A 24912-nucleotide genomic window follows, 5' to 3' on the forward strand; every position below is an offset into this window, starting at 1 on the left:
ATGCTGGAGTTTTATGGCAAGCGCTTCGGCAGCCGCCTGTTGCTCGGCACGGCGCGCTATCCCTCCCCCGCTATTCTCGCCGATGCGGTGAGGGCATCGACATGCGAGATCGTGACGGTCTCGCTGCGGCGTGAAAGCGGCGACATGCGCGCGGGTCAGGATTTCTGGGCGCTGATGAAGGAACTCGGCACGCACATCCTGCCCAACACCGCCGGATGCCACAGCGCCCGCGAGGCCGTCACCACCGCGCGCATGGCACGCGAGGTATTCGCGACCTCCTGGATCAAGCTGGAAGTGATCGGCGACAGCGATACGCTGCAGCCCGATCCGTTTGGTCTCGTCGAAGCCGCGCGTATTCTTTGCAGCGAGGGTTTCGAGGTCTTTCCCTATATGAACGACGATCTCGTCGTGGCCGAAAAGCTCGTCGAGGCCGGATGCAGGGTGCTGATGCCATGGGGCGCGCCCATCGGCTCGGGGCGCGGGCTCAACAATCCCTATGCGCTCAGAACCATGCGGGCGCATTTCCCCGACATCACGCTGGTGGTTGATGCGGGACTGGGCGTGCCGTCCCATGCCGCTGCTGCAATGGAGCTTGGCTATGATGCCGTGCTCGTCAACACCGCGGTTGCCAAGGCCGGCGACCCGGTGGCGATGGCGCGCGCCTTCGCGGCGGCGGTCGAGGCGGGGCGGCTTGCCTTCGAGGCAGATCCGATAGACGCGCTGGACATGGCCGTCCCCTCCACACCGCTTCTGGGAAAGGCGTTGCTGTGATGGCTCTCGACCCGTTCTACCCGATATTCGATCATGTGAGCTGGATCGAACGCCTGGTACCGCTCGGCATCAGGCTCGTCCAGCTTCGCATCAAGGATGAGCCGCAAACGACTCTACGTGCGCAAATCCGCGCCGCGCGAGAGATCTGCAGCACCCACCACTGCCAGCTTATCGTCAATGACTACTGGAAGCTGGCGCTGGATGAAGGGTGCGACTTCATCCATCTGGGGCAGGAGGACCTCGATGAAGCCGATCTCGACGCCATCCATGCCGGTGGGTTGAAACTCGGTGTGAGCAGCCATGACGAGGCCGAACTCGACCGCGCGCTGCGCGTCGATCCCGCCTATATCGCTCTCGGTCCCGTCTATCCGACGATCCTTAAGAAAATGAAATGGCACCAGCAGGGACTGCCGCGTGTCGGCGAATGGAAGAGCAAGATCGGCGCCATTCCGCTCGTTGGAATCGGTGGCATGAGCGTGGAGCGCGCGCCGGGCGTCTTTGAGGCCGGCGCCGATATCGTTTCGGTGGTGACTGACATCACGCTCAACCGGAATCCCGCCGAACGCGTTCGGGAATGGCTCACGGCAACGCGGGAATTTGCGCGATGAGCCGCTATGCACGCCAGGAAATCCTCCCGCAGATGGGCCGCGAGCGGCAGGAGAGGTTGCGCAAGTCCCATATTCTGGTCGTCGGGGCCGGAGGGCTGGGCTGTCCTGCCCTGCAATATCTGGTCGGCGGGGGCGTTGGCCGGATCACGCTGGTCGATCCCGACAAGGTGGAGCGCGGCAATCTGCACCGGCAGCCGCTTTTCACCGAAGGCGACATCGGACGGCTGAAAGTCGAGGCCGCCAGGTCGCGCCTTGTCGATCTCAATCCGGATGTCGAAGTCACCGCAATCGCCGCCGCACTCGACCCGACGCTCGCCGCCGCCCTGATGTCACGGGTCGACCTGGCGCTCGATTGCGCGGATTCCTTCGCTGTCACCTATACCCTCTCCGATAGTTGCAAGGCGCTTGCAAAGCCGCTGGTTTCGGCATCCGCATTGGGGTTGAGCGGTTATGCGGGTGGCTTCTGCGGCCCGGCCCCTTCGGTGCGCGCCCTGTTTCCAGGTCTGCCGAAAACCACTGCAACCTGCGCCACGGCCGGCGTTCTGGGGCCTCTTGTTGGCACGCTTGGCGCCATGGAGGCACAAATGGCCATTGCCATATTGGCGGGTATCGAACCTTCCCCGCTGGGACAACTGGTCTCCATCGACATGGAAACCTTCGGCTTTCGTTCCTTTCGCTTCGACAAGGCGCAGGAGCCAGCCGAAATCCCGTTTCCGTTCATCGGCAGGCAGGAGTTGCTGGCGACGGATATTCTCGTTGAACTGAGGCCGATCGAGGAAGCGCCGCGAAGCCTGCGGGCCGATGCCCTGCGCTTGAGCGTGGACGATTTTCCTGGCTGTTCCACTCGGCTGCCACACGGGCCCCGCGTGGTGCTATGCTGCCGCTCGGGACTTCGCGCCTGGCGGGCCGCCGAAGCGCTGCGGCCGACCTGGGCAGGTCCGATCGCGTTGATTGCAGCCGGCGAGGATCAGGGTCGCTAGGCGGCGTCACGCGTCTTCAGCCTCGGTGCCGCCGCATTGATCTGCTTGGCATGCGGCTTTCCATTTGGAGAGGATTACGACCTTGATTACAACGCGTTACGCTGCCGGGTTTGCCGGGACATTTCTTCTGCTCGCGGCCGCCGGGTGCCAGAGCGATGCCGATGCCGCCGGCCCGAAGCCGGGCCTTTGTGACCGGCAGGCGGCGGAGGCCCTCGCCGGCAGGGAGCGGATCACCGATGATGAAGCCAGGCGTCTGACGGGAGCAACGATGGTGCGCCAGGTCAAGCCGGGCGACCCCGTCACCATGGATTTCCGGCAGGAGCGTGTGACGATCGAAACGGACCCGAACACAGGCAAGATCGTCCGCGCGGTATGCGGATAGTCCAGCGGCTGCTTGGCCGCCAGAACGTGATCTTCGCGGGCTGGTTGCCGGTTTGCGCGAACGACCTTGCCTAAAAAAATGATGGGTGACGTCACATTTGATGACGCCGTATCGTCAAGCAGGTGTCAATGTGAAAAGGAGAAAGCAGTGACACCTCGAATGACCGATTACATCAAGCGCGCCGATGCCGGGTTCAAGCAGCTCTTTGCCTTGGAAGCCGCAATCAAGGCCAGCCCCATTGAGCCGCAGCTTCTGCATTTGGTGAAGCTCAGGGCTTCGCAGATCAATGCCTGTGCCTATTGCATTCAGATGCATACCGCCGAGGCACTGGTGGACGGCGAAACACCCCTGCGGCTTCACATGCTGCCGGCCTGGCGCGAAAGCACACTGTATTCGGAACGCGAGCGGGCCGCGCTGGCCTGGACCGAAGCGCTTACACGCGTTGCCGAAACCGGTGCGCCGGATGCGGACTGGGTGCTGGTGGAGGAGGCGTTCACGCCCGACGAACGGGCCTGGTTGTCGCTTGCCATCGGCGCCATCAATATCTGGAACCGGGTGCAGGTTGGCTTTCGGGCACCTCATCCCACCACGCTTCCAGCCCCGCGGCAGGCCAATGCCGCCTGATCCTGTCACGATCTTCGAGGCGCAGCGGCCCCGTTTGCTGCGCCTTGGCTATCGGATGCTTGGCTCGCGGGTCGAGGCGGAGGACGTGGTGCAGGAAGTTTGGCTGCGCTGGCAGTCCGCCGATCACTACGAGATTACAGAACCCGCTGCCTGGCTCACGCGCGTGACCTCGCGCCTTTGCCTCGACCAGATGAAATCGGCGCGGGCAAGGCGTGAAACCTATCCCGGGACCTGGCTGCCCGAACCGCTGATCGAAGAAGACGACGACACCCTTCGGCAGGATAATCTCACGCTGACCCTGATGTTGGCCCTGGAGCGTTTGTCGCCCCTCGAGCGGGTCACCTTCCTGCTGCACGATGTCTTCGGTCAGCCTTTGGACGAAGTTGCCAGGACTATTGACCGAACCTCCGCTGCCACGAGGCAACTCGCCAGTCGCGCCCGGGCTCATGTACGCCTTGATCAGCCGCGCTATACCGTTCCCAGAGACGCGGCCAGGGCACTTACACGCGCCTTTTTTGACGCATGCCGGTCAGGAGATGCGAGCACGCTCTCCATCCTGCTCGCCGAAGGCGCCAACCTGCGCTCGGATGGTGGCGGCAAGGTATTTTCCTTCCCCAATGTCATTCAGGGACGCGGTCGGCTTATCCGTCTCTTCCAAAGTCTTTCCCGCAAACACGGTGCGCAAATGGAATATCTGGAGCCTGTCACCATCGATGGACTTCCGGGATTTATCAGCCGCATCGACGGTCCGCCCCAGACCACGGCGCTGGAGATCGTCGACGGCCGCATCGCCGTCATCTACATTACCCGGAATCCGGACAAGCTGGTTGGTTTGGGGCTCCATTGAGCTGACAGACCGGGCGCAATTGTCCGGGCCTTATCTTCCCCGTTCAGATAGCCGTCACGCAGATCACGACAGGATAATAGAACACTCAGAGGGGGGTAGGTCTGGCCAATCCCTGTATCGAGCCTGCGCCAGGCATGCGGCTGGCTCGATGTCCAGGATTCCTCGGCATGACGATTGGCGTGAGAGCGGACTGGTAGAAACGGCAGAGGTGGGCAACAATGCGCGGTTTTCGTGCGGCTGTAGCGCTTCGGTAAATCAGCCATGACAAGTGCGCGCACAGCCGAGATGGCTCATGGTCGAGTAAGCAACAAGCGCTTCACGTCGTTCTGTCCAGGGCCATCACTGCGCCGCCGGCAGTCGTCAACAGGCCGATCCAGCCTATGATATGAGCGAGTTCCAGCCCGTTTGCGAGCGAATGGGCGCAATTGCCCGCCAAGCGGCCTGCAATTGCGCGCCGCGACGGTCATGCGGTGCGGATCCGGTGAAGATGAAGATCGGCTGCACTGGCTATCTCGATTTCACGAGGCCTGAGAACCCTGCGACCGCCAACAGGCTCAAGGTCCAGCCTATAACCGCCTGGAAGTAGTAGTAATTCAAGGTAAGCGTCCCGTTGGGCTTGGACGGGTCGGGTCGCCAATATTGCTTCTGGCCAATCTCGATAACCGGTAAGAGTGCATCGAGGGAGTACATCCACGGATTGAATTCGGGATAGCTCGAAGCTTCAAGCTGGTTCAGGAAACAGGAGAGCTGGGTCTGCCCGGCCAGCGCGCGCCCGGCCATGACCTGCCCGATCGAAGGCATGTAGCGGTTTTCGCTCTGTTCGAGCCTGCACATCGTCCATTCAGGCGATCGCAGGACGACGGGGCTGTTGGGCTTCAGCGCGCTGCTATACTGGGCGAAGCCGAACACAGCAACGCCGATGCCCCAGAACAGCGCCAGCCAGATCAGCGCCAGGAGGGGCTGGCGGCCATAGCGGAGGGTCACTGCCAGGATGCCGTCCGCGAGTGCCAGGGCAAACCGTAGGACGAGGTTCTTCGCCCGTGCGCGCCTTGCGCGCCGCTGCAGCCTTTCCTTGGTGATGAGAACGGCGCGGGCATCCTCGTTGTGGCCCATCTCGTGCAGCACGGTCGAAAGCTGCTCGTAAGGCTGCGGCCAGAAATCTTCTTCCCAGCGCTCGGGCACCTGGCGAGACAGCCAGTCCAGCCGGCTTGCCGCATCGACCGGCCCGCCGATGAAGGCCCCGTATCGGCATCGGTTGAGCAGGAGGTCACCTTTCTGTGGCCAGCAGGCTCGTTCGTCGTCTATCGCGCCGATTTCCGTGGCCGTCAGATCGAGCGTGCCTCTGACCGACGCCCCCCGGCACAGGAGAAAGGCGCCGATGATACGCGAGCGATTAAGCCTCAGCGCATAGCTGCCGGGCTCGGAAAGCGTTGCCGATGTGAGGTCGACGTCCCCACCGAAATGCGCGCCCCGCATTCGGATCTCACCCTCCACGGTGGCCCCCCTCAGGGCCAGGTCGCCGCGCGCCGCGATGCCATCGCTGTCCAGGGCAACACCGCCGGGACGCTCGATCCGCGCACCAACTGCATTGACGTCGGCGCCGAGGCGCGCCGCCGAGAGATTGACGCCACCGCGTATTTCGGCGCCCCGCAACAGGATGCCGCCATTGGCCTCCAGGCCATCGGCAGTGATCGCAATGCCGTCCGGCGCGGTAATCGTTGCGCCATCCGCCTCGATATTCCCGCCCAGTCGCGCCCCGGAAAGCCGGATTTCGCCGGTCACGGTCGCTCCGCGGACGGAAAGACCGCCGCGTGCTTCGATCCTGTCGGCTTGCAAGCCCGGCAAAGCAGAGCCATCGAGAAACAAATTGTCGATGATGGCTGAACGGAGCACGGGGGAGGAGTCGAACAAGCAGTCCTTGAGACGGATGTCGCGGGGTATGCGGCAGCCTTCGAGGTCGAGGATGCCCGTGACCCGGGCGCCGCTGACGCTCAACCCCTTCTCATGCATGGGAAAGGAGCTGTCATTGCTCAGGATGAGAAAGCGCAACAGCCCCGCGCGAACCGTTCGTGCAGGGTCATCCCAGGCCGGGCGCAAGCCGTCGCCAAGCCTTTCAAAGGCTCCCGACCTCAGATTGGCGACTATTTTCATCTCGGCCGCGTTGAGGGGGTGGAAGTCGTCCAGGCCGGTCATCGCGGCAAGCACAGGGTGGGCATCGGGGGCGTAGCTGTTCATGCGGCCGCTATCCGTTTGGTCCCAGCCGGGCTTTGTCGCCGCGATAGGGGTTCCTTGTGCGCGCTCAGGTCAACCATCCGGGTGTAGAAGGCAATGAGAATGAGATCGCTCACGGTTGCTCCTTTCGCCCTTGCAGGTGAGTGGCACTGAACCGACCTGAGACAGTTCGCCGGAATAAGAGCGGTCTGTCGTATTATTTTGCACCACTTGAGCGAACTGCAAAGCCTGCTCGCGCTTTTGCCGGAAAAATAGGACGGAGTGCATAATTTTGGAATTTTAAGCTAATCCCGCTGGCGCTTCGGCGCGCTAAAAACATGAAAACATAGCGCTTTACTCATCGCCGCCCGAAAAGCGTGCGATTCATTGAATTGTTGTCCGCGCAGGATTTTGTCCGGGATATTTCAGATCCGCCGGGATTTTCATGACGTGCGCGCAAAGCTTCGACGCAAGGGAGGCAAGTCATGTCCACCTCGAATGCCGCGCCAAAAACGACGATGCAAAGGTTTCTCGACGGGATCGAGCGCGTCGGGAACATGGTCCCTCACCCGGTCGTCATCTTCCTCATCCTCATTGCCATCGTCATCGTTCTGTCGGCGTTGCTGGGAGCGTTCGGCGCGACGGTCACCTTCGAGCGCATCAATCCCGAAACGCATGCGATCGAACAGGCAAGCGCGTCCATCCGAAGCCTGCTGGACGCCGATGGCATCCGCTTCATGTATGAATCGTTCGTCCCGAATTTCATGAGCTTCACCGCCGTCGGCCTCATGATCGCCGCCATGATCGGCGCCGGCGTGGCCGAGGAATCGGGACTGGTCACCGCGCTCATCCACAAGCTGGTGCATGTGTCGCCACGCTGGGCACTGACCTACATCCTGTCCTTCGTCGGCATCATCGCCAGCGTTGCCGCAGATGCGGGCTATCTGGTGCTGATCCCGCTCGCCGGCGTCGCTTACATGGCGGTCGGGCGCCATCCGCTCGCCGGCCTCGCCCTCGGCTTCGCCGCCGTGGCCGGCGCCTTCACGGTCAATATGCTGATAAAGCCGCTCGACGCCGTGCTGGTCGAATTCACCAATGACGCCGCCGCGCTCGTCGACCCCAACAGGTCGATCGGACTGGCGTCGAACATCTGGTTTTCCGCCGTATCGGTGCTGTTTCTGACGGTGATCATCGCGTTCATCACCGATCGCATGATCGAGCCGCGCCTGGGCGCCTATGATCCGAAACTGGCCGCCGAGGGCACCACCACCGGGCCGGGGACCACGCTCTCCGACACCGAGACGCGCGGGCTGAGATTCGCCCTGTTCGGCCTGATCGGGCTGGTCGTTGTATTCTGCCTGCTGACACTTCCGTCGTGGGGGCCGCTGCGCAATCCCGACACGGGCGAACTCATCGGCAACTCGCCGTTCATGAACGGTCTCATCGCGCTGATCATGCTGATGTTCCTGGTCACCGGCTGGGCATACGGCATCGGCGCCGGTACCGTGCGCACCCTGAGCGACGTGATCGCAGCGATCGAGAAATCGATCCGGAACATGGGCAACACCATCTTCCTCTTCTTCGTTCTCAGTCAGTTCGTCGCCTACTTCACCTACACCAACATCGGCACGGTGATGGCGCTCAGCCTGTCGGGTGTCCTGCAGTCGGCCAATGTCGGCCCGCTGCCCTTGCTGATCGGCTTCATCGTCGTCGTCGCCATCATCGACCTGCTGCTGACGGGCGCGATCGCCAAATGGGCGATCTTCGCGCCGGTGTTCGTGCCCTTGCTGATGAAGCTGGGCGTGGAGCCCGAAGCCGTGCTGGCGGCCTATCGCGTGGGCGATTCGCCGATGAACGCGATCACCCCGCTCAATGCCTATTTCGCACTCGTCGTCGGCTTTGCGCAGAAATACGACAAATCGGCCGGCGTCGGCACGCTGGTCTCGCTGATGCTGCCCTACGTGGTGTGGATATTCGTGCTGTGGACCGCCTTGTTCGCCGTCTGGAAGGCCCTCGGTCTGCCATGGGGGCTGTGACGATCGCCGGCTAGCCCGAAACCAAGCAACAATCAAACGATCGGATGAGGTCATGAGCAACACTTCGCAACATCTCGATGTCGCTGCCGCCGAAGAGCATCTGATGCGGTTCCTTTCGGTCGAAGGCGTGACCGGCCATGAAGCCAATATCGCGGCGGCGGTCAGCGACGCCCTGCAAAAGGTCGGAGTGCCGGCTTCTGCAATTCGCTTCGATGACGCCAACAAGCGCATTCCGCTGCCGACCGAGACCGGCAATCTCATTGTTGACATCCCCGGCACGCGGCCGGGACCGCGCCTCCTGTTCTCGACCCATCTCGATACGGTGCCGCTCTGCGCCGGAGCCAGACCGCGGCGCGAGGGTGATCGTATCGTTTCGGACGGCACCACCGCCCTTGGCGGCGATGCCCGCACCGGCGTCGCGGTTCTCGTCGTCGTTGCCGAGACGCTGATCAAGCACAAGCTTCCGCATCCGCCGATCACCCTGTTGTTCACCGTCCGCGAAGAAAGCGGCCTGCATGGCGCCCGCGAGTTGAATCTGGCTGAACTTGGCGGGCCTGTCATGTGCATCAATGTGGATGGCCAGTCCGCCTCGGACCTGATCATCGGCGCGGTCGGGCAGGAAAACTGGGAAGTCGAGATCAGGGGCCGCGCGTCGCATGCCGGTGTTGCGCCCGACAAGGGTATCTCGGCGACGATGGTTGGCGCCATGGGGCTTGTCGAGGCAAAGCGCGCGGGCTGGTTCGGCAAGGTCGTCAAGGACGATGGCCGCGGCACCAGCAATGTCGGCATATTCGGCGGAAAAGACGGCAAGCCGGCCGGCGATGCCACCAATGTCGTCACCGACTATGCCTTCATCAGGGGCGAGGCGCGCAGCCCTGAAGCCGCCTTCGCAAAGCAGATCGCCGAAGGCTACAAGGAGGCCTTCGGCAAGGCCAAGGCTGCCGTTGTCGATCACGAAGGCGACACGGCCGAAGTGAGTTTCAGCTACGCGACGTCTTATCCGCCCTTCAGGCTGGACGAAGACAGCGCCGTTGTAGGGCGTGCCACCAGAGCGCTCAAGGCGCTGGGCATCGAGCCGAACCTGCTGTTTTCCAATGGCGGTCTGGATGCCAACTGGCTCGACAAACATGGCATCCCGACAATCACCATCGGTGCCGGCCAGGCCGAGATCCACACCATCAAGGAATATGTGAACCTTCCGGAGTTTGAGAAAGGATGTCGTATCGGGGTGCTGATGGCGACACTCGAAGACTGACAGATCGAGGGGTCGCGCATGCGACCTCCGCTCCAGCCGTCATGGCGGCTTGCCTGACGCCGCTGATGAACTCTCAGGTGACCGAAAAAAGCTCGGAGGTGCCGGCGCTGCGACAGGGACCTGCATCAGAGGGAATCGACGGCCGTGTGATGACCCGATGAGGAACTGAGCGATTGAGCCCCATAGCCTATACCGCCACCATCATTGCCGTTGCCGTCGTGCTGTTCGTCTGGAACAGGTTTCCGGTCGTCCTCGTGGCGATGGGCGTCGCTCTGGCGCTCTGGGCCACGGGCGTCCTGACGCTTGACCAGTCGCTCGGCGGCTTCGGCGACCCAGCCGTCATCTTCATCGCCTCGCTGTTCGTCGTCAGTTCCGGGCTCGAGGTCACAGGGGTAACCGCCTGGGCCGGCCAGTTGCTAATCCGCGGGGCGGGGGAAGAAAGCCGGACGCGGCTTTTGTTGCTGACCATGCTCCTTGTTTCGCTGCTCACAGCGCTGATCAGCGTCAACGGCGCGGTTGCGGCATTGCTGCCTGTGGTGGTCGTCATCGCGGTCCGGCTCAAGCGCAACTCATCGCAGCTCCTGATGCCGCTGGTCTTTGCCGCGCATGCCGGCTCCATGCTGGCCCTGACCGGAACGCCGGTAAACGTGCTGGTGTCGGAAGCCGCCAGCGATGCAGGTGTCGGCGCCTTCGGATTCTTCGAGTTCGCGCTGGTCGGTGTGCCGCTGCTTGCCGGTACGATGGCCATCATTGTCCTCTTCGGAAGGCAGCTCCTGCCCGAGCGCAACGGCGCAACGATGCCGGCCGATTTCAGCCGCCATGCCAAGACGTTGGTTGAGCAGTACGGCCTAGCCGGCGGCATCTACCAGCTGCGTATCCGTGCGACGTCGCCCTATGTCGGTCTGGCGGCATCGTCGATCAGCCTGGCCGAATATCCGGGCCTGCAGCTCGTGGCCGTGCAGGACGGCGAAACGGCGGGCCCGATCCGCCGGCCCCTGTTGGCGGAAGGCGACCACCTGCTGCTGCGCGGCGATGCCGAAACAACCGCTTCATTGGCCGCCACGATGCATCTCGCATTTCGCGAGCAGGCAGAGCCCGGGCAGGGCGAGGAGACATTGTTCAACCGTCATTCCGGCCTCGCCGAGGTCGTTATCCCACCGCGTTCGGGCCTGATCGGCCAAAAGGTCTTTCCGAGCATGGTTACCGACAGTGGTGACCTGATCATCCTGGCCGTCCAGCGCGGCGGTGCCGAGATCGCCGCCGCCAGTGCCGCCGGGGATGCCGGGGGCATCACGTTGCAGGCGGGAGATACCATGCTGCTGCAAGGCACATGGAAGGCGCTGGATATCCACCTGGACGATCCGGACGTGCTGGTCGTCAGCTCGCCCGAACTGGTGCGTCGCCAGGCGGTGCCGATGGGCCCCGGCGCCCGGCAGGCGATCGTCATCCTGCTCGCCATGGTCTTCTTGCTCGCCACCGGCATCGTCCCGCCCGCCGTGGCCGGCCTGCTGGCTGCCGCCGCGATCATCCTGTCGGGAATCATGAATGTCGAGCAATCCTATCGTGCGATCAGCTGGACGACGGTAATCCTGGTCGGCGCGATGATGCCGCTGTCCACGGCCATGATGGAGACCGGGGCGGCCAGGCTGATGGCCGAATACCTCGTCTACATGGTTGGAGACGCTGGTCCGATGGCGCTGCTGGCGGGACTGTTCCTGCTTACCGCCATCATGGGACAGCTCATCAGCAATACGGCGACAGCGCTGATCGTCATTCCGATCGGCGTGGCAGCGGCAACGACGATGGGCATCTCGCCGCGTCCCGTACTCATGAGCACGGCGGTAGCGGCCGCTGGCGCGTTCCTGACCCCCATCGCCACACCGACGAACCTGATGGTGATGGGGCCTGGTGGCTATGCCTTCAGCGACTACTGGAAGCTCGGACTGCCGCTGCTGATCTGGTTCTTCGTTGTATCGGTTTTCATCGTGCCGTTGATCTGGCGTTTCTGACAGCGACCGCCGGACCATGGTGCCGCTGGGACTGATTGGCGTCGTGCTGATCATGCTGGTGACGAACACGCCTGTCGGCTTCATCGCGGTGCACGGCATGATCGCGCGAAACTCCGTCGTGCAGATCGACCAGATCGACACGAGAATGGAGCAAACGGGTAAGTCCTGGCAGGTCGTCATCGACGTCACCGCCGCGCGTGTCCGGCCGGTGTTCCTGACGGTGGGGTCGATCATCCTCGGCATGCTGCCGATCATGCGCGATCCGTTCTGGGCGCCGCTGGCATTCACGGTCATTGGCGGCCTGGTGGTTGCCGCGGCTCTGACGCTGATCTTCCTGCTGGCACTCTATGTATTGTGGTTCCGCATTCCTCCCGGCCACGCCAGCGTTCCGTCGAAGCTCTCGCTTGCCGAACCTGCTATGACTGGCTGAGCGGTGGCGAGGTTTTGCTGCCTTATGGAAAGCGTACTCCCCGGGCGCGTTGCTCTGCCCGCGGGACGTGGGCGGACAATGCTGGCCATCGCCGCCCAGCATGAAACGCAGTGCGTAGCTACGGGACGCACCGCTAATCCCTTCCACACGTTCTGCGCGTTATAGTTTGCGTTCGCAACGCACTGCGTTTGTTCACTCGATTACAAACCGGAGCCCGTCATGTCTGATCTGATCGTCATCGTGTATCCTACGGAAGCCAAGGCCGAGGAGGTACGGGAACGCCTGTTCGATCTGCAGAAACAATACCTTATCAAGATCAGCGACGCGGTCATCGCAACCAAGAATGAAGCTGGCAAGATCAAGCTGAACCAATTGCTCAACACCACCGTGGCGGGAGCCGTGTCGGGCAGCTTCTGGGGGCTGTTGATTGGCGTGCTCTTTCTCAATCCGCTGCTCGGCGTTGCCGTCGGCACCGCCTCGGGCGCGCTTGGCGGAGCACTGAGCGATTTCGGTATCAACGATGCCTTCATGAAGGAGCTTTCGGGCAGCCTTCAACCCGACAACGCCGCACTTTTCGTGCTGGTGCAGGAAATGACCGCCGACAAGGTGCTAAAGGAAATTTCCGGCTTTGGTGGCGTGGTGCTCAAGACCTCGCTCGATGAGACCAAGGAGCAGGTTCTGCGTGAAGCCTTGCAGAAGGCATCGGCCACCGCGGCAAGCTGAATGCGGGTTGGCGCGGGTAGCCGACGCGGGCGGCCACCGGTCGCGGAGCACGCGAGGCTCCCGAGATCAGGATTCAAAGGGATCGACTGTCATGAGCAGCCTTCGCGTCAAACCAGCAGCCTTGCTGTTGATGGTCGCAGGCATCTTGTCTGCCTGTGTTCCCCCGCCACCCGGTCCCGGTCCGGCCCCCTCGCGTCCGCAGATGTGCAGCTTCGAATATGCGCCGGTATGCGGACAGCGCGCAGACCGTACGCGCACCTTCTCCAACGCATGCCTGGCGCGTGCCGATGGCTTCCGCGTCATTCACAGCGGCCAGTGCCGTCCGATCAGGCCGCAGCCTGCCTGCACGATGGTATACGCACCTGTCTGCGCGGTGAGGGGAAGCCGGTGGCGCACATTCTCCAACAGCTGTCTCGCCCGTTCCGACGGGTTCCGCATCGTGCATCAGGGGCGCTGCCGCTGAACTGACGGATGGTGGCCGGATGATGCGGCGTATCAGGAGTTCAAGGGCAGGGGCGGGCAACAGAGCGCGTGTTCTGCCCTGGGGTGAGGGATTTCTTGTGCAAGCGATCCTTGCCTGCGCTTCCGTAGATGTCGTTTGAATCAGATGGGATGGTAGTCTGGTCGCTGGATGCCACATCTTTGGTAAACCACCCTAAACCATCCTTGAAAATCGCCTTTTCGAATCCTGTGATCTTCTGCTAGTCTACAGCTCGATTTGAGCAATCTGGGCGGTATTGCAAAGGGGTGGGCTTACTTTCTGGGGAAGGAAGTATGAGCATCGAGGCATCAGCTTTCGATCTTAGCGGGCAGTCTTCCGGTGCGCCATCCAACCTTCCAGGCGCGTCGGACTCCACACGAAATGCAGCGAGGCGGACCAGACAGCAACTTCACGGCTTCGGGTTCTCGACATCGAAACTGCCGCTTGGCAACCAGTTTTCCTGGTGGCGGGACAATTTTGCGCCCATGCTTTCGCTCTATGAGCCTGACGGCTCGGAGCACGGCTTTGACGGCGAGCAGGTCATCTGGGATCTTGGTTGCCTTGGCTTTTCGAGGATACGCACGGCCGGGCTTCGGTTCGCCAACCCGCCAAGGCATGTTCGCCGCGATCCGCTCGACCATTGGGTGATGACGCTGCTGCTCGATGGTCGTTCACGTACGGTGACGCCGACCAAGGTGCTCGATTGTAATGCCGGGCTGGTGCAACTGCACCCGCTCGGCCGGTCCTTCGAGGGCGAAGTTACCGACAGCGAAATGCTGATCCTGATCGTGCCCCGCGATTTTTGCCGCGATGCGGTAGGCAAGCTGGACGCCGCCGAATTCACCGCGCTCGATTCAGGGATGGGTCGGCTTTTTGCGGATTTCATGATCGGATTGGCGACGAGCCTGCCTGCGCTGAGCGCGGGAGACCTGTGGGGATTGGCCTCCGCGACCAAGGCGATGATCACCGCCTGCGTTGCGCCCACCGTCGACCATCTTGACGCTGCGCACGATCCCATTGGCACGGTGTTGCTCGAAAGAGCGCGCCGGTTCGTGTCGGCCAATCTCTACGATCCTGATCTCGATGCCGAAATGTTGCGGCGGGCGCTCGGCATCTCGCGTACGCGGCTCTACCGCTTGTTCGAGCCCTCAGGCGGGGTGGTGAACTACATCCAGCACCGTCGCCTGGTAGACGCCCATGCGGCGCTGGCCAATCAAAGCGATGGGCGACGGATTCTCGACATCGCCGAAGAGCGGGGCTTCAGCGATGGGTCCGACTTCAGTCGCGCCTTCAAACGAAAGTTCGGCTACAGCCCCAGCGAGGTCAGGATGCGTGGTCTGGGCGAGGGCAGTGTCAAACTCCATGCCGAGATCGAGGAGCTCGATCCATCCAGACGTTGGGGTACACTGCTGCGCCGGCTTCAAGGCTGACCGATGCATGTTTCCGACGAGAACGAGCAGAGCTGGCGCAATAGCGCGGCGCCTGATTAAGGCGGTTTAAGCACAGCGGTCGCTTCCTCACCTTGCCCTGCTGCCGGTTTTTCGGACACCAGGTTAAGCTAACATAGCTTTCTCCCTCGAACTCGACGGGGCTCATATAGCCCAGTGTCGAGTGCCGTCGCCGGGGATTGTAGAAGCGCTCGATGTAATCGAACACATCGGCCCTGGCGTCATCCCTCGTCCTGTAGACCTTGCGAGCTGTCCGCTCGGTTTCAGTGACGAGAAGAAGCTCTCCATCGCAGCATTGTCCCAGACGTTGCCCGACCGGCTCATCGCGCAGGTGATGCCGTGATCGGCCATCAGGCGCTGGAACTGTTCGCTCGTATATTGGCTGCCCTGGTCGCTGTGATGCAGCAGGCTGTCGGGTCGACCTCTCCTCCAGATCGCCATGATGAGAGCGTCGGTGACGAGCTGTGCCGCCATCTCCACCTTCATCGCCCAGCCGACAACACGCCTGGAGAACAGGTCGACGACGGCGGCAACGTAGAGCCAACCTTCGGCGGTCCAGAGTGGAGTAAGAAGCGCTGCTGCGCTTCTCCTCCCCGAACCGTACGTGCACCTTTCAGCGCATACGGCTCTCCATTCAAGCTTGGCCCATGGCCATAGCAACATCATGATATCGCGATGTGACGGTGCTGCGAGTTTCGCTCCGGAAGATGTATGGATTGATCTCCGGATTCCGCCACCGGAACTGCGCCTTCGGACTTGAGACCAGCCGGCGCAGTGCCTTTCCGACACGGTGCCCACGTTCACTCGTCCCGTAGACAAGCCAGGTTTTCGCCTTGCCGACGCTCCGACGCTCGATACCAGCTCCGCATCAAAGGCTTGATGCGTGACCGATATTTCCGCGCCAGCCAGTGCGCCAGTTTCCAGAACACGACATGGTCGATGTGCCGGAAGGTGCGTGCTGTGAAGTCGGTGAACTTGTAGAAGGCCGCCCATCCCACCAGTTGACGGTTCAGGCGGTCCACCATGTCGACCTTGCCAACATCATGATTGCCGGAAAGGGTCTCGGTCAGTTTGCGAACAAACGCCCTGGCCTTTTCCTTGGGTATCGTCGTAACGACGGACATGTGCCCGTTCGACCCTCGCTTGCGAATGATCCGATGCCCCAGAAAGACGAACCCGTCATCGACGTGGGTGATATGGGTTTTATCCATATTCAACGTCAGCTTCAGGCGGTCTTCCAGAAAGGCCCGGCATTCCCCGCGGATTTCCTCGGCATGTGACTTCGTCCCTTTGACGATGACGACGAAGTCATCGGCGTAGCGACAATAGGCAATCGCAGGTTTCCATTGCCGGTTCTCTCGAACCGTTATGGGGCGTCCCTGCTGAATGCCGAAGTTCCATGCCCAGCGATCCTTGCGGGCTTTCCGGTTCAGGTGTTTCGCCTCCAGCCAAGCATCAAACTCATGGAGCATGATGTTGGACAGGAGCGGCGACAACACACCGCCTTGCGGAACACCCTCGCTGGAGGCCGAGAACAGACCACGATCAATGTGGCCCGCCTTCAGGATTCGCCAGAGAAGATCGACAAACCGTCCGTCCCGCACCCGCCGCCGTACGCATTGCAAAAGCAGCCGGTGATGAACGGTGTCGAAGTAGCTCGCCAGATCACCTTCGATGATCCAGCGTCCCTTCGTGCCACCGCCATCTTGCAACTGTATCTTCACGGTGCGAACAGCGTGGTGCACGCTGCGTTCCGGCCGGAAGCCGTAGGATAAGCGATGAAAGTCGCTCTCCCAGATAGGCTCCATGGCCATCAGCATGGCGCGCTGGACGATGCGGTCTGTCAGGGTCGGTATACCCAGTGGTCGTAGCTTGCCATTGGCTTTCGGGATATAGATCCGCTTGACCGGCTTCGGGCGATAGGTGCCTTTCAGCAGGTTTGTCCGCAAGTCGTCCAGATGGCGACCCAGTCCGGCCTGCATCCGTCGCTTATCTATTCCGTCAATGCCCGGTGTCCGTGCGCCACTCGACGCCAGAACGATCCGAGCGGCCTCGGCGAGCCATTCCCGGTCAGCAATGAGCCGAAGAAGACGATCAAACCGACGGGTCGTATCGCATTCGGCCCACGTTGCGAGCTTGTGCTGCATTTCGCTGATTATCAAAGGTCTTCACCTCGTGTGGTCAGATAATTTGCACTCCAAGCAGATTGAACTGTTCCCCTTCGCCATGTGGCAGGCTTTCCCTGCCGCGGACTACTACGGGAACTCCGCCAGCATGATGGACATCAGGGTCAACTCCCTTGCGACGCAGAACATCGTGGGCATTCCATCATGCCTTCCCTCGTTCATATGCTGGACATTCCACGCACTGGGGAGGTTGCCGGTCGCAGTCCTTATCCTTGCGTCCCGCAAGTCGATGCCGCTGCCATGGTCTGACTGTGTTCTCCCATGGCTCCCTGCAGGCGGCCTACATGTACGCCCACATTCGGATGCCGCCGTCATACGTCTCCGGCGACAACATCAGCATTTCGCCTGTTAAGCCGTGTAGGCGAAGGCGACATTTCAGCCCTCGGATGCGGATTAACCGGTTCGTGTTCCTCAACCTTCCAGTGCTACAGCCTCGGGAACCATCTCGGCGTAACGGCTTCGCCTCAATCCCCTTTACCTGCGGGCTACGTCATCCTGCCAGTTGACGGCAGGTCACCGCCGCTTGGGCTCATGCCCCCTCACAGCAGGGAGCAGGCATTCTTCAAGTCCTCCTTTCTCAATGCATTCCAGTCATATGCACCCCGGACCCTCCGGGACGAGGCGCACTGTAAGTGAAGTCGGCGATCCACTTCTGGTTCGGAGCCGCGGCCTCGAAAGCGCGATCAAGGAGATTGTCCGACACTGCCGCTCGCTCGCCGGTGTCTTTCGGCAGCCCACGGCGGCGCGGCCGGGCACGCAGCCCGTTCTGACGCATGAGCCTCTCGATCCGATGCAAACCGCAGGACAGCCCTTCGGCCAGCACATCGTGCCAGACGCGACGGGCACCATAGGTTCGGTCGCTGCTCTTGAAGCTGCGATCGATCGCCGTCACCAGCACCTCGTCGTGCCGGGAGCGCGTGCTGGGGCTGCGTTTGAGCCAGGCATGGAAGCCCGAGCGAGACACATCGAGCGCACTGCAAAGCCATGCCACCGGCCAGATGTTCCGGTGCTTCGCGATAAAAGCGAACCTCATATCGCTTCCCTCGCGAAGTAGGCTGCGGCCTTTTTTAGGATGTCGCGCTCCGCCTTCAGCTTCGCCACTTCCTTGCGCAGCCGGTCAATCTCCTGCTGCTCCGGCTTCATCTGGCCATGGCCGGGAAACGCATGCTGCGGATCCATCGACAGATCGCGCACCCATTTGCGCAGCACATTCTCGTAGAGATCAAGGTCACGAGCCGCCTGGGCCACTGCAACGCCTCGTTCCTTCACCAGTCTCACCGCCTCAAGCTTGAACTCGCGGCTGAACTTCCTTCTCTGCATTCCAACTCTCCAGTTCCGTTAAACACCTTATCTCGGTGTCCACGAAACCGGCAGCAGGCCACCTTGTTGCAATCTGCGATTGCTAAGAGAATGGAGATTTTCTATGAGCCTAGGTGTCGCATAGGGGGGAATGACATGGCCGACCGCTCGCAGTCTTGGCTTTTGGCGCTTGCTTGCAGTACCGCTCTGGCCACAATGTCACCCGGCACGGCATTTGCTGATGGCGGCAACACAAGCGGTGCAGGTGGAGCCACAGGAGGCAGCGATACCGCAACCGGCTCAGGCGGCACCGGTGGCTATGCCGGTAGGTATCTGGGGGGCGGCGGTGGGGGCGCCGGACAAACTGGCGGGAATGGTGGTTCGGCTGGCGAAAACGCTCCAAACATTCCAGGGGGAGCGGGTGGAAGTATACCTGGACAAGCCGGTGGAGCCGGACAGACTGATCCCAATACTGGCAACGGTGCTGGCAGCGGCGGTGGCGGCGGCGCGCATAGCCATGTCGGTGGCATTCTGCCGGCCTCTGCGGTCACGGGAGGACGAGGCGGCAATGGCGGCACCGGCATCCACAGCGGCGACGGCGGAGGCGGAGGCGCCGGCGGCTGGGGGGCGGTGATCGTTGCATCCCCCGGAAGTCTCGGAACCCTCGCTACCAACGTCACCGGCGGCTCAGGCGGTGACGGTGGCAACAGTCCGTCGTTTATCGGCGGCGGTGGGGGTTCCGGAGGCACTGGTCTTTATCTTGAGAGTTCGGGCGTCATCTCCGTTCAGGTGCAGGGCCACGTAACCGGCGGCGATGGCGGGGCGGGAGGCAACGGTGGAAGCTTTGCTAATTCCCCCCAACCCGCAGACGGTGACGGCGGAAGCGGGGGCGCAGGAATCCACATCGTCGGTGGTGCCGCACTCACGATCGACGGCGCGGTGAGCGGCGGCGATGGCGGCACCGGTGGCAATGCTTATAATCACGGGGCTGCAGGAGCGGGAGGCGCGGGCATCATCGGTCAGGGCCTGAACATCGTTATCGGTTCGACCGGTAATGTTGCCGGTGGTCGCGCCGATGGTGGTGCCGGCGCTCGAGCCAATGCCATCACTTTCGTCGGCGGTTTAAACACACTGACCTTCGGCGCAGCCACGAGCAACCTCATCGGCAACATCGGCGTGACCGGCGGCAGTTCCCTGACACTGGAGCAGTCGGGTATCGATACGGTGGTCGGCAACGTCATTGCCGGCGACGGATCGCTGATCAAGTCGGGTAACGCCGTGATCACGCTTACCGGCAGCAATATCTACACCGGCACCACCACGGTCTCGGACGGCACGTTGGCGGGTGGTGCCGCCGGGGCGTTCTCCGCTGCGAGCGGCTTCACGGTTCTCGGCGGCGGCGTACTGGATCTTGGCGGCTTCGACCAGACTGTTGCCTCCCTGTCGGGAGCCGGTCTCGTGACCAACGATGGCGGCGCGGATGCGATCCTGACGGTGGGAGGCGATAATTCTTCGACTGTTTTCAGCGGTTCCCTCAAAGACGGCGCGACCAATGCGCTCGGCCTGACCAAGATCGGTACCGGCACATTGACGTTGTCCGGGGACAGTCTCTATTCCGGCCGCACGACCATCTCCGCCGGCACGCTCGAGATCGCTGGCCCCGGGGCGGGTTCACCTGATTCCGACTATCTCGTGGACGCGGGCGCCGCGCTCGAGATCGCCGACGCCGTCGTTGCCGAAATCGGCTCGTTGGCTGACGGAGCCCTCGGCGGCGGCAAGGTGACCATCGGCGCGACGAGCGACATGACTATGCTTTCCGTCGGAAAGACTGGCGCTACGACCACCTTCAGCGGCCAGATCGGCGGGACCGGCTCCTTGGTGGTCGTCGATGGCTCGCTGACGCTGACCGGCGCGAGCGCTATCGGCGGCGACCTGATCGTTGAAGAGGACGCGACGGTAGCGATTGTGGGATCGAGTGCTTCCTTTTCCACGGGCGTTTCTGGCCTCGCGAGCGCAGGGGTGTTGGGAACGCTGAACATCTCAGGGGGCGCCGATTTCGACACCGATCTGCTCTTCATCGGTGGAGACTTAATCGCGGATGGGCTCGGGACGACTGTGACGGTCACCGATGGCCCGACTTTCATCGGCATCGCCAACACGGCTGCCACGCTGACGATAAGTGGCGGCGCGATCTTCGAAAGCGAAGGCGGCGCCATCATCGAGAATCCGATCGTTGGCGCAAGCGCTGTCGTAACGGGTGCCGGCTCGAAATGGAACGTGAGCAATGGGCTCGCGGTCGGCAATGCCATTGCCGGTGGCACCGGCCTGCTGACAATCTCGGCAGGCGGCACCGTCAATGTCACCGGCGACACGTTCATTGCAGCGGATACGGCATCCACCGGGCTCGACGCATCGTCGGTGGCAGTGACCGACCGGAACTCGTCGCTGGCGACTGTCGGGCTCGAAATCGGAGCCCAGATCGACAAGGCTGGCGAACTGAGCGTCACCGATGCCGGCATCGTGACGGCAACGGGGCCCGTCACCATTGGAGCGCTGGGCATCCTCAACATAGGCGGCGGCGCAACAGCCGGAACGTTCGTTGCGCCGTCAATCCAGAACGATGGCCGGATCATCGCCGATTTCACGGACACAGCCACGCTTGCCGCCAATATCGGCGGCATCGGCTCGTTCGCAAAAAGCGGTGCCGGGACGCTGATCCTCAATGGTAACAGCGCCGGCTTTTCGGGTGCCGCGACCGTTCATGGCGGCGTGCTCTCCGTGAATGGCACGCTCGGCGGAACGATGACCGTCCTGGCCGGCGGCGCGCTCGGTGGCTCCGGCACGGTGGGCGCGGGAGCGGGGTCGCTGGTGACGGTTGCCTCGGGCGGGCGGCTGGCGCCGGGCAATTCGATCGGCACGCTGACGGTTGCCGGGAACCTGCTTTTACATCCGGGCTCGATTTACGAGGTCGAGATCGCCGGCAATGGCGGCTCCGACCGCGTCGCCGCCAGCGGCACGGCAACCGTCACCGGAAGCCATGTCGCGGTCATCGCCCTCGACCCGGAGACCAGCTACCGGACCGGCCAGACCTACACGATCCTGACCGCCGCCGGCGGCGTTTCCGGCAGCTTCGCGGATGCGCTCACGCAGTCCGCCTTCCTCGACCTGCAGCTCGACGGTCAGGCCAACGCCGTCGACCTGACCATCAAGGTCAAGGATCTGACCCCCGATCCGCTATTCGGCAGCGTGGCGGAAACACCCAACCAGATCGCCACCGCCGGTGGGCTCGACGAGCTGCGGCAGAGCGGCCCGCAACTTGCCCTCTACAATGCCCTGCTGATGCTCGATGCCAGGCAGGCCCGCGCCGCCTTCGACCGGCTTTCGGGCGAGATTCACGCCTCGGCCAGAGGCGTCCTGCTCGATGACAGCCGCTTCCTGCGCGATGCGGTGACGGACCGCCTGCGCGCCGCCTTCGAGGGCGTCGGCGCCGCCACCCTGCCGGTGATGGCCTATGGCGAGAACGGGCCGCAACTGGCCCCGGCCGGCACCGAACGCCTGGCCGCCTGGGGCAATGCCTTCGGCTCCTGGGGCAAGGCGGACGGCGACGGCAATGCGGCAGGCCTCGACCACGACACCGGCGGCCTCCTGATGGGGGTCGACGGGCTGGCCTTCGAGACCTGGCGGCTCGGCATCGTGGCCGGCTACAGCCATGCCGGCTTCGACGCCAGCGAACGGGCGGCGTCAGGCTCCAGCGACAATTATCACCTTGGGGCCTATGCCGGCACCAGTTGGGGCAAGCTCGGCTTCCGCTCCGGCCTTGCCTATACATGGCACGACGTAGAGACAGCTCGATCGGTCGCCTTGCCCGGCTTCGCCGACAGGCTGAGCGCCGACTATGATGCCGGCAGCTTCCAGGCCTTCGGCGAGCTTGGCTATCGCATCGACACACAGGCGGTGTCGTTCGAACCGTTCGCCAGCCTTGCCTATGTCAAGCTGCGCACCGCAGCCTTCAGCGAAGACGGCGGCGCGGCCGCGCTGTACGGCGCCAGCCAGACGACGGACGCGACCTTCACCACGCTCGGCATCCGGGCGCAGGCCGATGTCGCGCTCGGCGCCGTGCCGGCAACGGCGCGCGCCATGCTGGGCTTGCGTCATGCCTTCGGCGCTGTCACGCCAGAGGCGGGGTTGGCCTTTGCCGGTGGCAACGCGTTCACCATCGCCGGCACGCCGATCGCCCGCAATGCCGCCGTCATCGAGGCCGGGCTCGACATCGCCGTCGCGCCGTCGGCGACGCTCGGCCTGTCCTATCGCGGCCAGCTCGCCAGCCGGACCAGCGACAACGGCTTCAAGGTCGACCTGAACGTCAGGTTCTGAGGAGATCGGACCAACGAGGCATCGCTCGCACCGGGAAACCACGGCGCGGACGCATGGGCGCGAGGCCAGTTCTGCGCCCGCGTCGGCCAGCGCGTTCGCGATCAGATCGAAACTGCTCAGCAATACCGCTTGTGAAACACGATCGCAGGTCGTTTCAGGCCAGACGCCCCGCCGAAGTCGCAAGACATCTCCCGATGGCGTCAGCAAGAGCTTCAACCTCTGTTTCCAGGGTCGCTTGCGAGGTCACAACACGGACGGCAATACGTCCGTCTGGCTGCACGGCCAGATAGTGAAGAAAGCCCATTTCGCTGAGCCTCACGCTCTGGCCGGCGCTCATCTCGACGAAAATCATGTTCGCTTCAACGGGATAAAGTGGCTGGATACCTTTCGCCCGCAATAACCTGTCAAGAAGGGCGGCCATCATGTTTCCATGACGTGCTGAGCGCAGCCAGAAATCGTCTTCCAGCCAGGCGGAGATCTGGGCCGAAAGGAACCACATGCGCGCGCCGAGATGGCCCGAGCGCTTCATCATCCTGCGGAATTCTTTTGCGTCTTCAGGGGAAAAGAAGATGACCGCTTCGGCCCCGATCGCACCACCCTTGGTCGCCCCGAGACACAGCACGTCCACCCCCGCCTGCCAGGACAGCTCAGCCGGTGTGGCGCCGGTGAAAGCGAGGGCGTTGGCGAAGCGAGTGCCATCCATATGTACCCTTACCCCGGCGGCTCGGGCCTTTTGCGTGAGGGAGACGATTTCCTCGGGACGGTAGGCCAGCCCGGTCTCCGTGCTCTGGCTCAGCGAGAGCACGGTCGGCCTGCCGCGATGCACATCCCCGCTGTCGGTCAGAGGTGGGAGGCTCTCCGGCACCAGTTTGCCCATATTGCCAGAAATGGGACGAAGCCGCGCCTGGGAATGAAATTCCACGGCGCCGCATTCATCGGCGAATATATGTGAGCTTTCGCTGCAAACCACTTCACCGAAGCTGCCCGAAAGCTGCGCAATGGCCAGGGCATTGGCCGCCGTGCCGGTGAAGACGGGAAAATAATCCACCTCGCGCTCGAAGATCCTGCTGAGCCGGGCCTTGGTGGCGGCGGATATTTCGTCCTCGGCGTAGGCGGATTCTCCGACGGCAAGAGAGTTTTGAAGCCGGGCGAGCACCTCCGGGGCAGGGGGGCAGGTATTGTCTGAACGGAAGTCCATCAAGGCATCGATTCCATCATTTCGAGAATCTCTTCGCGCCTCGTCTCGCCCAGCAACTGGAACAGACAATCGCCCTGCTCGCTACGGCCCATCGAACGAATGACTGCAACGGTTCCTTCGGCCTTGAAGCGAATCTCTACCGGAGGATCCATCGGCAATTCCGGGCGATGCAGGTAGCCCGCGAGTTGTCCCGCTTCCACGGTCTCGCCCAGGCGGGCGAGCGGTTCGAAAACGCCCTCCTGCGGCGCATAGATGAAATGTTCCTGACTGTTGAAAACGAAGCGCGTGCGGATGTCGGCGCGCCATTTCTCTTCCATTTCCAAAATATCCAGATGATCAAGCAGGCGGTAGATACAGCGCTCAGCCACGTCGAGCGCACCATGGTCGAGCCTCCCGCCGCCGCCGAATTCTCCCGAAAGGTGCATTACGCGTTTGCGAACCGCGGCCCGTCCGGCAACCGGTCCCTCCGGACAGCCAGCCTGCGCCCAGGACAGCGGGGCGTTCATCGCCTCAAGGGCGGCGAAAGTCCTTTGCGCCATCGACCTGTCCGTTCCGAGGTCTGCATAGGAACAGGGGATGTGGTCGAGGGAACTTCCCCCGGAATGCAGGTCCAGGAAGACGTCACAGCGGGCAAGCAGTTCTTCGGTGATGAAGGCTGCGATCTGGCCCGTCGGCGTATCCGCAAAGCGGTCGCCGAAGGACCGGTTCAGATTGCCGTTATCGAGCGGCGAGGTACGCCGGCCTGCCTTTACCGCAGGCTGGTTGGCAGCTGGCAACACCAGAATTCGGCCCCGGATGCGGCTGACGTCGAGAGTGCGGATCAGCCGGGTCAGGGCAAGCTGTCCCTCGTATTCGTCCCCATGCGAGCCTGCCATGAGAAGAATGGTCGGGCCGCTGCCGTTGGCGAAAACCGCGAAGGGCAGCGCGATCGTCCCGTAGGCGGAACGATGCACCGAATGCTCGACCCGAATGAACCCAACCTGCCGACCCGGGGCTTCCAGGTCGACCTCGGTCCAGACCGTTGACAATGACATGTGACTTCTCTGTTGA

The 24912-nt window shown here is 62.7% G+C and carries 19 protein-coding genes and 2 pseudogenes; 15 read left to right on the forward strand and 6 right to left on the reverse strand.

The window, feature by feature from the left end:
- From C7441_RS09450 to C7441_RS09475, 6 genes are all read left to right on the forward strand, one after another.
- Positions 1 to 771, forward strand: coding sequence for a thiazole synthase (locus tag C7441_RS09450; protein WP_109612646.1), 771 nt, complete (start codon positions 1 to 3; stop codon positions 769 to 771).
- Positions 768 to 1379, forward strand: coding sequence for a thiamine phosphate synthase (locus C7441_RS09455; RefSeq protein WP_210205622.1), 612 nt, complete (start codon positions 768 to 770; stop codon positions 1377 to 1379). Before C7441_RS09450 ends, C7441_RS09455 begins: the two co-directional genes overlap by 4 nt.
- On the forward strand, positions 1376 to 2359 hold the full coding sequence (locus tag C7441_RS09460) for a HesA/MoeB/ThiF family protein (RefSeq protein WP_109612648.1): 984 nt from the start codon (positions 1376 to 1378) through the stop codon (positions 2357 to 2359). Before C7441_RS09455 ends, C7441_RS09460 begins: the two co-directional genes overlap by 4 nt.
- Before the next feature lie 82 nt (positions 2360 to 2441).
- The gene (locus C7441_RS09465) at positions 2442 to 2741 is read left to right on the forward strand and encodes an I78 family peptidase inhibitor (protein ID WP_109612715.1); all 300 of its coding nucleotides are present in this window, start codon (positions 2442 to 2444) and stop codon (positions 2739 to 2741) included.
- A gap of 159 nt (positions 2742 to 2900) precedes the next feature.
- Positions 2901 to 3365: a carboxymuconolactone decarboxylase family protein gene (locus tag C7441_RS09470; protein WP_109612649.1), complete on the forward strand. Its 465-nt coding sequence runs from the start codon at positions 2901 to 2903 to the stop codon at positions 3363 to 3365.
- Positions 3355 to 4212 carry a sigma-70 family RNA polymerase sigma factor gene (locus C7441_RS09475; protein WP_109612650.1) on the forward strand — a complete coding sequence of 286 codons (858 nt, stop codon included), beginning with the start codon at positions 3355 to 3357 and terminating at the stop codon, positions 4210 to 4212. The genes C7441_RS09470 and C7441_RS09475 overlap by 11 nt, the downstream gene beginning before the upstream one ends.
- A 507-nt stretch (positions 4213 to 4719) precedes the next feature.
- On the opposite strand, the gene C7441_RS09480 is transcribed toward C7441_RS09475, so the two are convergent.
- Entirely contained in the window at positions 4720 to 6447 is a 1728-nt protein-coding gene (locus C7441_RS09480; RefSeq protein WP_109612651.1) for a hypothetical protein, read from the reverse strand.
- Positions 6448 to 6908: 461 nt separating this feature from the next.
- Between C7441_RS09480 and C7441_RS09485 the strand changes: the two genes are divergently transcribed.
- The 7 genes from C7441_RS09485 (at position 6909) to C7441_RS09515 (ending at position 14787) form a co-directional block, all read left to right on the forward strand.
- Positions 6909 to 8459, forward strand: a complete 1551-nt coding sequence (locus C7441_RS09485; RefSeq protein ID WP_109612652.1) for an AbgT family transporter — start codon at positions 6909 to 6911, stop codon at positions 8457 to 8459.
- Positions 8460 to 8511: 52 nt separating this feature from the next.
- Complete coding sequence (locus tag C7441_RS09490; RefSeq protein ID WP_109612653.1) at positions 8512 to 9714, forward strand: M20/M25/M40 family metallo-hydrolase; 1203 nt, start codon at positions 8512 to 8514, stop codon at positions 9712 to 9714.
- Positions 9715 to 9887: 173 nt separating this feature from the next.
- Complete coding sequence (locus C7441_RS09495; protein ID WP_109612654.1) at positions 9888 to 11723, forward strand: SLC13 family permease; 1836 nt, start codon at positions 9888 to 9890, stop codon at positions 11721 to 11723.
- 16 nt (positions 11724 to 11739) lie between these two features.
- A complete protein-coding gene (locus C7441_RS09500) occupies positions 11740 to 12153 on the forward strand; it encodes an efflux RND transporter permease subunit (protein WP_244916099.1) in 414 nt (137 codons plus the stop codon).
- A 219-nt stretch (positions 12154 to 12372) separates the two neighbouring features.
- A complete protein-coding gene (locus C7441_RS09505) occupies positions 12373 to 12876 on the forward strand; it encodes a DUF1269 domain-containing protein (protein ID WP_109612655.1) in 504 nt (167 codons plus the stop codon).
- 202 nt (positions 12877 to 13078) lie between these two features.
- Positions 13079 to 13339: a Kazal-type serine protease inhibitor domain-containing protein gene (locus C7441_RS24535; RefSeq protein WP_342353269.1), complete on the forward strand. Its 261-nt coding sequence runs from the start codon at positions 13079 to 13081 to the stop codon at positions 13337 to 13339.
- Between the two features lie 311 nt (positions 13340 to 13650).
- Positions 13651 to 14787, forward strand: a complete 1137-nt coding sequence (locus C7441_RS09515; RefSeq protein ID WP_244916100.1) for a helix-turn-helix domain-containing protein — start codon at positions 13651 to 13653, stop codon at positions 14785 to 14787.
- Positions 14788 to 14932: 145 nt separating this feature from the next.
- On the opposite strand, the pseudogene C7441_RS09520 reads toward C7441_RS09515, so the two are convergent.
- The 3 genes and pseudogenes from C7441_RS09520 to C7441_RS09535 all read right to left on the reverse strand — a co-directional run.
- Positions 14933 to 15372: pseudogene (locus C7441_RS09520) on the reverse strand (IS3 family transposase); the annotation flags it as partial.
- A 233-nt stretch (positions 15373 to 15605) separates the two neighbouring features.
- Positions 15606 to 16952, reverse strand: a complete 1347-nt coding sequence (gene ltrA / locus C7441_RS09525) for a group II intron reverse transcriptase/maturase (RefSeq protein ID WP_244916101.1) — start codon at positions 16950 to 16952, stop codon at positions 15606 to 15608.
- 667 nt (positions 16953 to 17619) lie between these two features.
- A pseudogene (locus C7441_RS09535) lies at positions 17620 to 18311 on the reverse strand (IS3 family transposase); the annotation flags it as partial.
- Between the two features lie 400 nt (positions 18312 to 18711).
- On the opposite strand from C7441_RS09535, the gene C7441_RS24030 reads away from it, so the two are divergent.
- Together C7441_RS24030 and C7441_RS09545 are read left to right on the forward strand one after the other, a co-directional pair.
- Entirely contained in the window at positions 18712 to 18924 is a 213-nt protein-coding gene (locus C7441_RS24030; protein WP_170125069.1) for a hypothetical protein, read from the forward strand.
- Entirely contained in the window at positions 18921 to 22664 is a 3744-nt protein-coding gene (locus tag C7441_RS09545; protein ID WP_170125070.1) for an autotransporter domain-containing protein, read from the forward strand. The genes C7441_RS24030 and C7441_RS09545 overlap by 4 nt, the downstream gene beginning before the upstream one ends.
- 154 nt (positions 22665 to 22818) lie before the next feature.
- On the opposite strand, the gene C7441_RS09550 is transcribed toward C7441_RS09545, so the two are convergent.
- Entirely contained in the window at positions 22819 to 23862 is a 1044-nt protein-coding gene (locus C7441_RS09550; protein WP_109612659.1) for a threonine aldolase family protein, read from the reverse strand.
- Positions 23862 to 24896, reverse strand: a complete 1035-nt coding sequence (locus C7441_RS09555) for a succinylglutamate desuccinylase/aspartoacylase family protein (protein WP_109612660.1) — start codon at positions 24894 to 24896, stop codon at positions 23862 to 23864. The genes C7441_RS09550 and C7441_RS09555 overlap by 1 nt, the downstream gene beginning before the upstream one ends.
- Positions 24897 to 24912: the final 16 nt, after the last annotated feature.

Origin of the sequence: Pseudaminobacter salicylatoxidans (genome assembly GCF_003148475.1) — a bacterium.
In the GTDB taxonomy this organism is placed as follows: domain Bacteria; phylum Pseudomonadota; class Alphaproteobacteria; order Rhizobiales; family Rhizobiaceae; genus Pseudaminobacter; species Pseudaminobacter salicylatoxidans.

Excerpts from the sequence above, each read along its gene's own strand:
- C7441_RS09450 (WP_109612646.1), top strand. The coding sequence starts at position 1 with ATGCTGGAGTTTTATGGCAAGCGCTTCGGCAGCCGCCTGTTGCTCGGC.
- C7441_RS09460 (WP_109612648.1), top strand. The coding sequence starts at position 1,376 with ATGAGCCGCTATGCACGCCAGGAAATCCTCCCGCAGATGGGCCGCGAG.
- C7441_RS09470 (WP_109612649.1), top strand. The coding sequence starts at position 2,901 with ATGACCGATTACATCAAGCGCGCCGATGCCGGGTTCAAGCAGCTCTTT.
- C7441_RS09475 (WP_109612650.1), top strand. The coding sequence starts at position 3,355 with ATGCCGCCTGATCCTGTCACGATCTTCGAGGCGCAGCGGCCCCGTTTG.
- C7441_RS09480 (WP_109612651.1), bottom strand. The coding sequence starts at position 6,447 with ATGAACAGCTACGCCCCCGATGCCCACCCTGTGCTTGCCGCGATGACC.
- C7441_RS09485 (WP_109612652.1), top strand. The coding sequence starts at position 6,909 with ATGTCCACCTCGAATGCCGCGCCAAAAACGACGATGCAAAGGTTTCTC.
- C7441_RS09490 (WP_109612653.1), top strand. The coding sequence starts at position 8,512 with ATGAGCAACACTTCGCAACATCTCGATGTCGCTGCCGCCGAAGAGCAT.
- C7441_RS09500 (WP_244916099.1), top strand. The coding sequence starts at position 11,740 with ATGGTGCCGCTGGGACTGATTGGCGTCGTGCTGATCATGCTGGTGACG.
- C7441_RS09505 (WP_109612655.1), top strand. The coding sequence starts at position 12,373 with ATGTCTGATCTGATCGTCATCGTGTATCCTACGGAAGCCAAGGCCGAG.
- C7441_RS24535 (WP_342353269.1), top strand. The coding sequence starts at position 13,079 with ATGTGCAGCTTCGAATATGCGCCGGTATGCGGACAGCGCGCAGACCGT.
- C7441_RS09515 (WP_244916100.1), top strand. The coding sequence starts at position 13,651 with ATGAGCATCGAGGCATCAGCTTTCGATCTTAGCGGGCAGTCTTCCGGT.
- ltrA (WP_244916101.1), bottom strand. The coding sequence starts at position 16,952 with ATGCAGCACAAGCTCGCAACGTGGGCCGAATGCGATACGACCCGTCGG.
- C7441_RS09550 (WP_109612659.1), bottom strand. The coding sequence starts at position 23,862 with ATGGACTTCCGTTCAGACAATACCTGCCCCCCTGCCCCGGAGGTGCTC.
- C7441_RS09555 (WP_109612660.1), bottom strand. The coding sequence starts at position 24,896 with ATGTCATTGTCAACGGTCTGGACCGAGGTCGACCTGGAAGCCCCGGGT.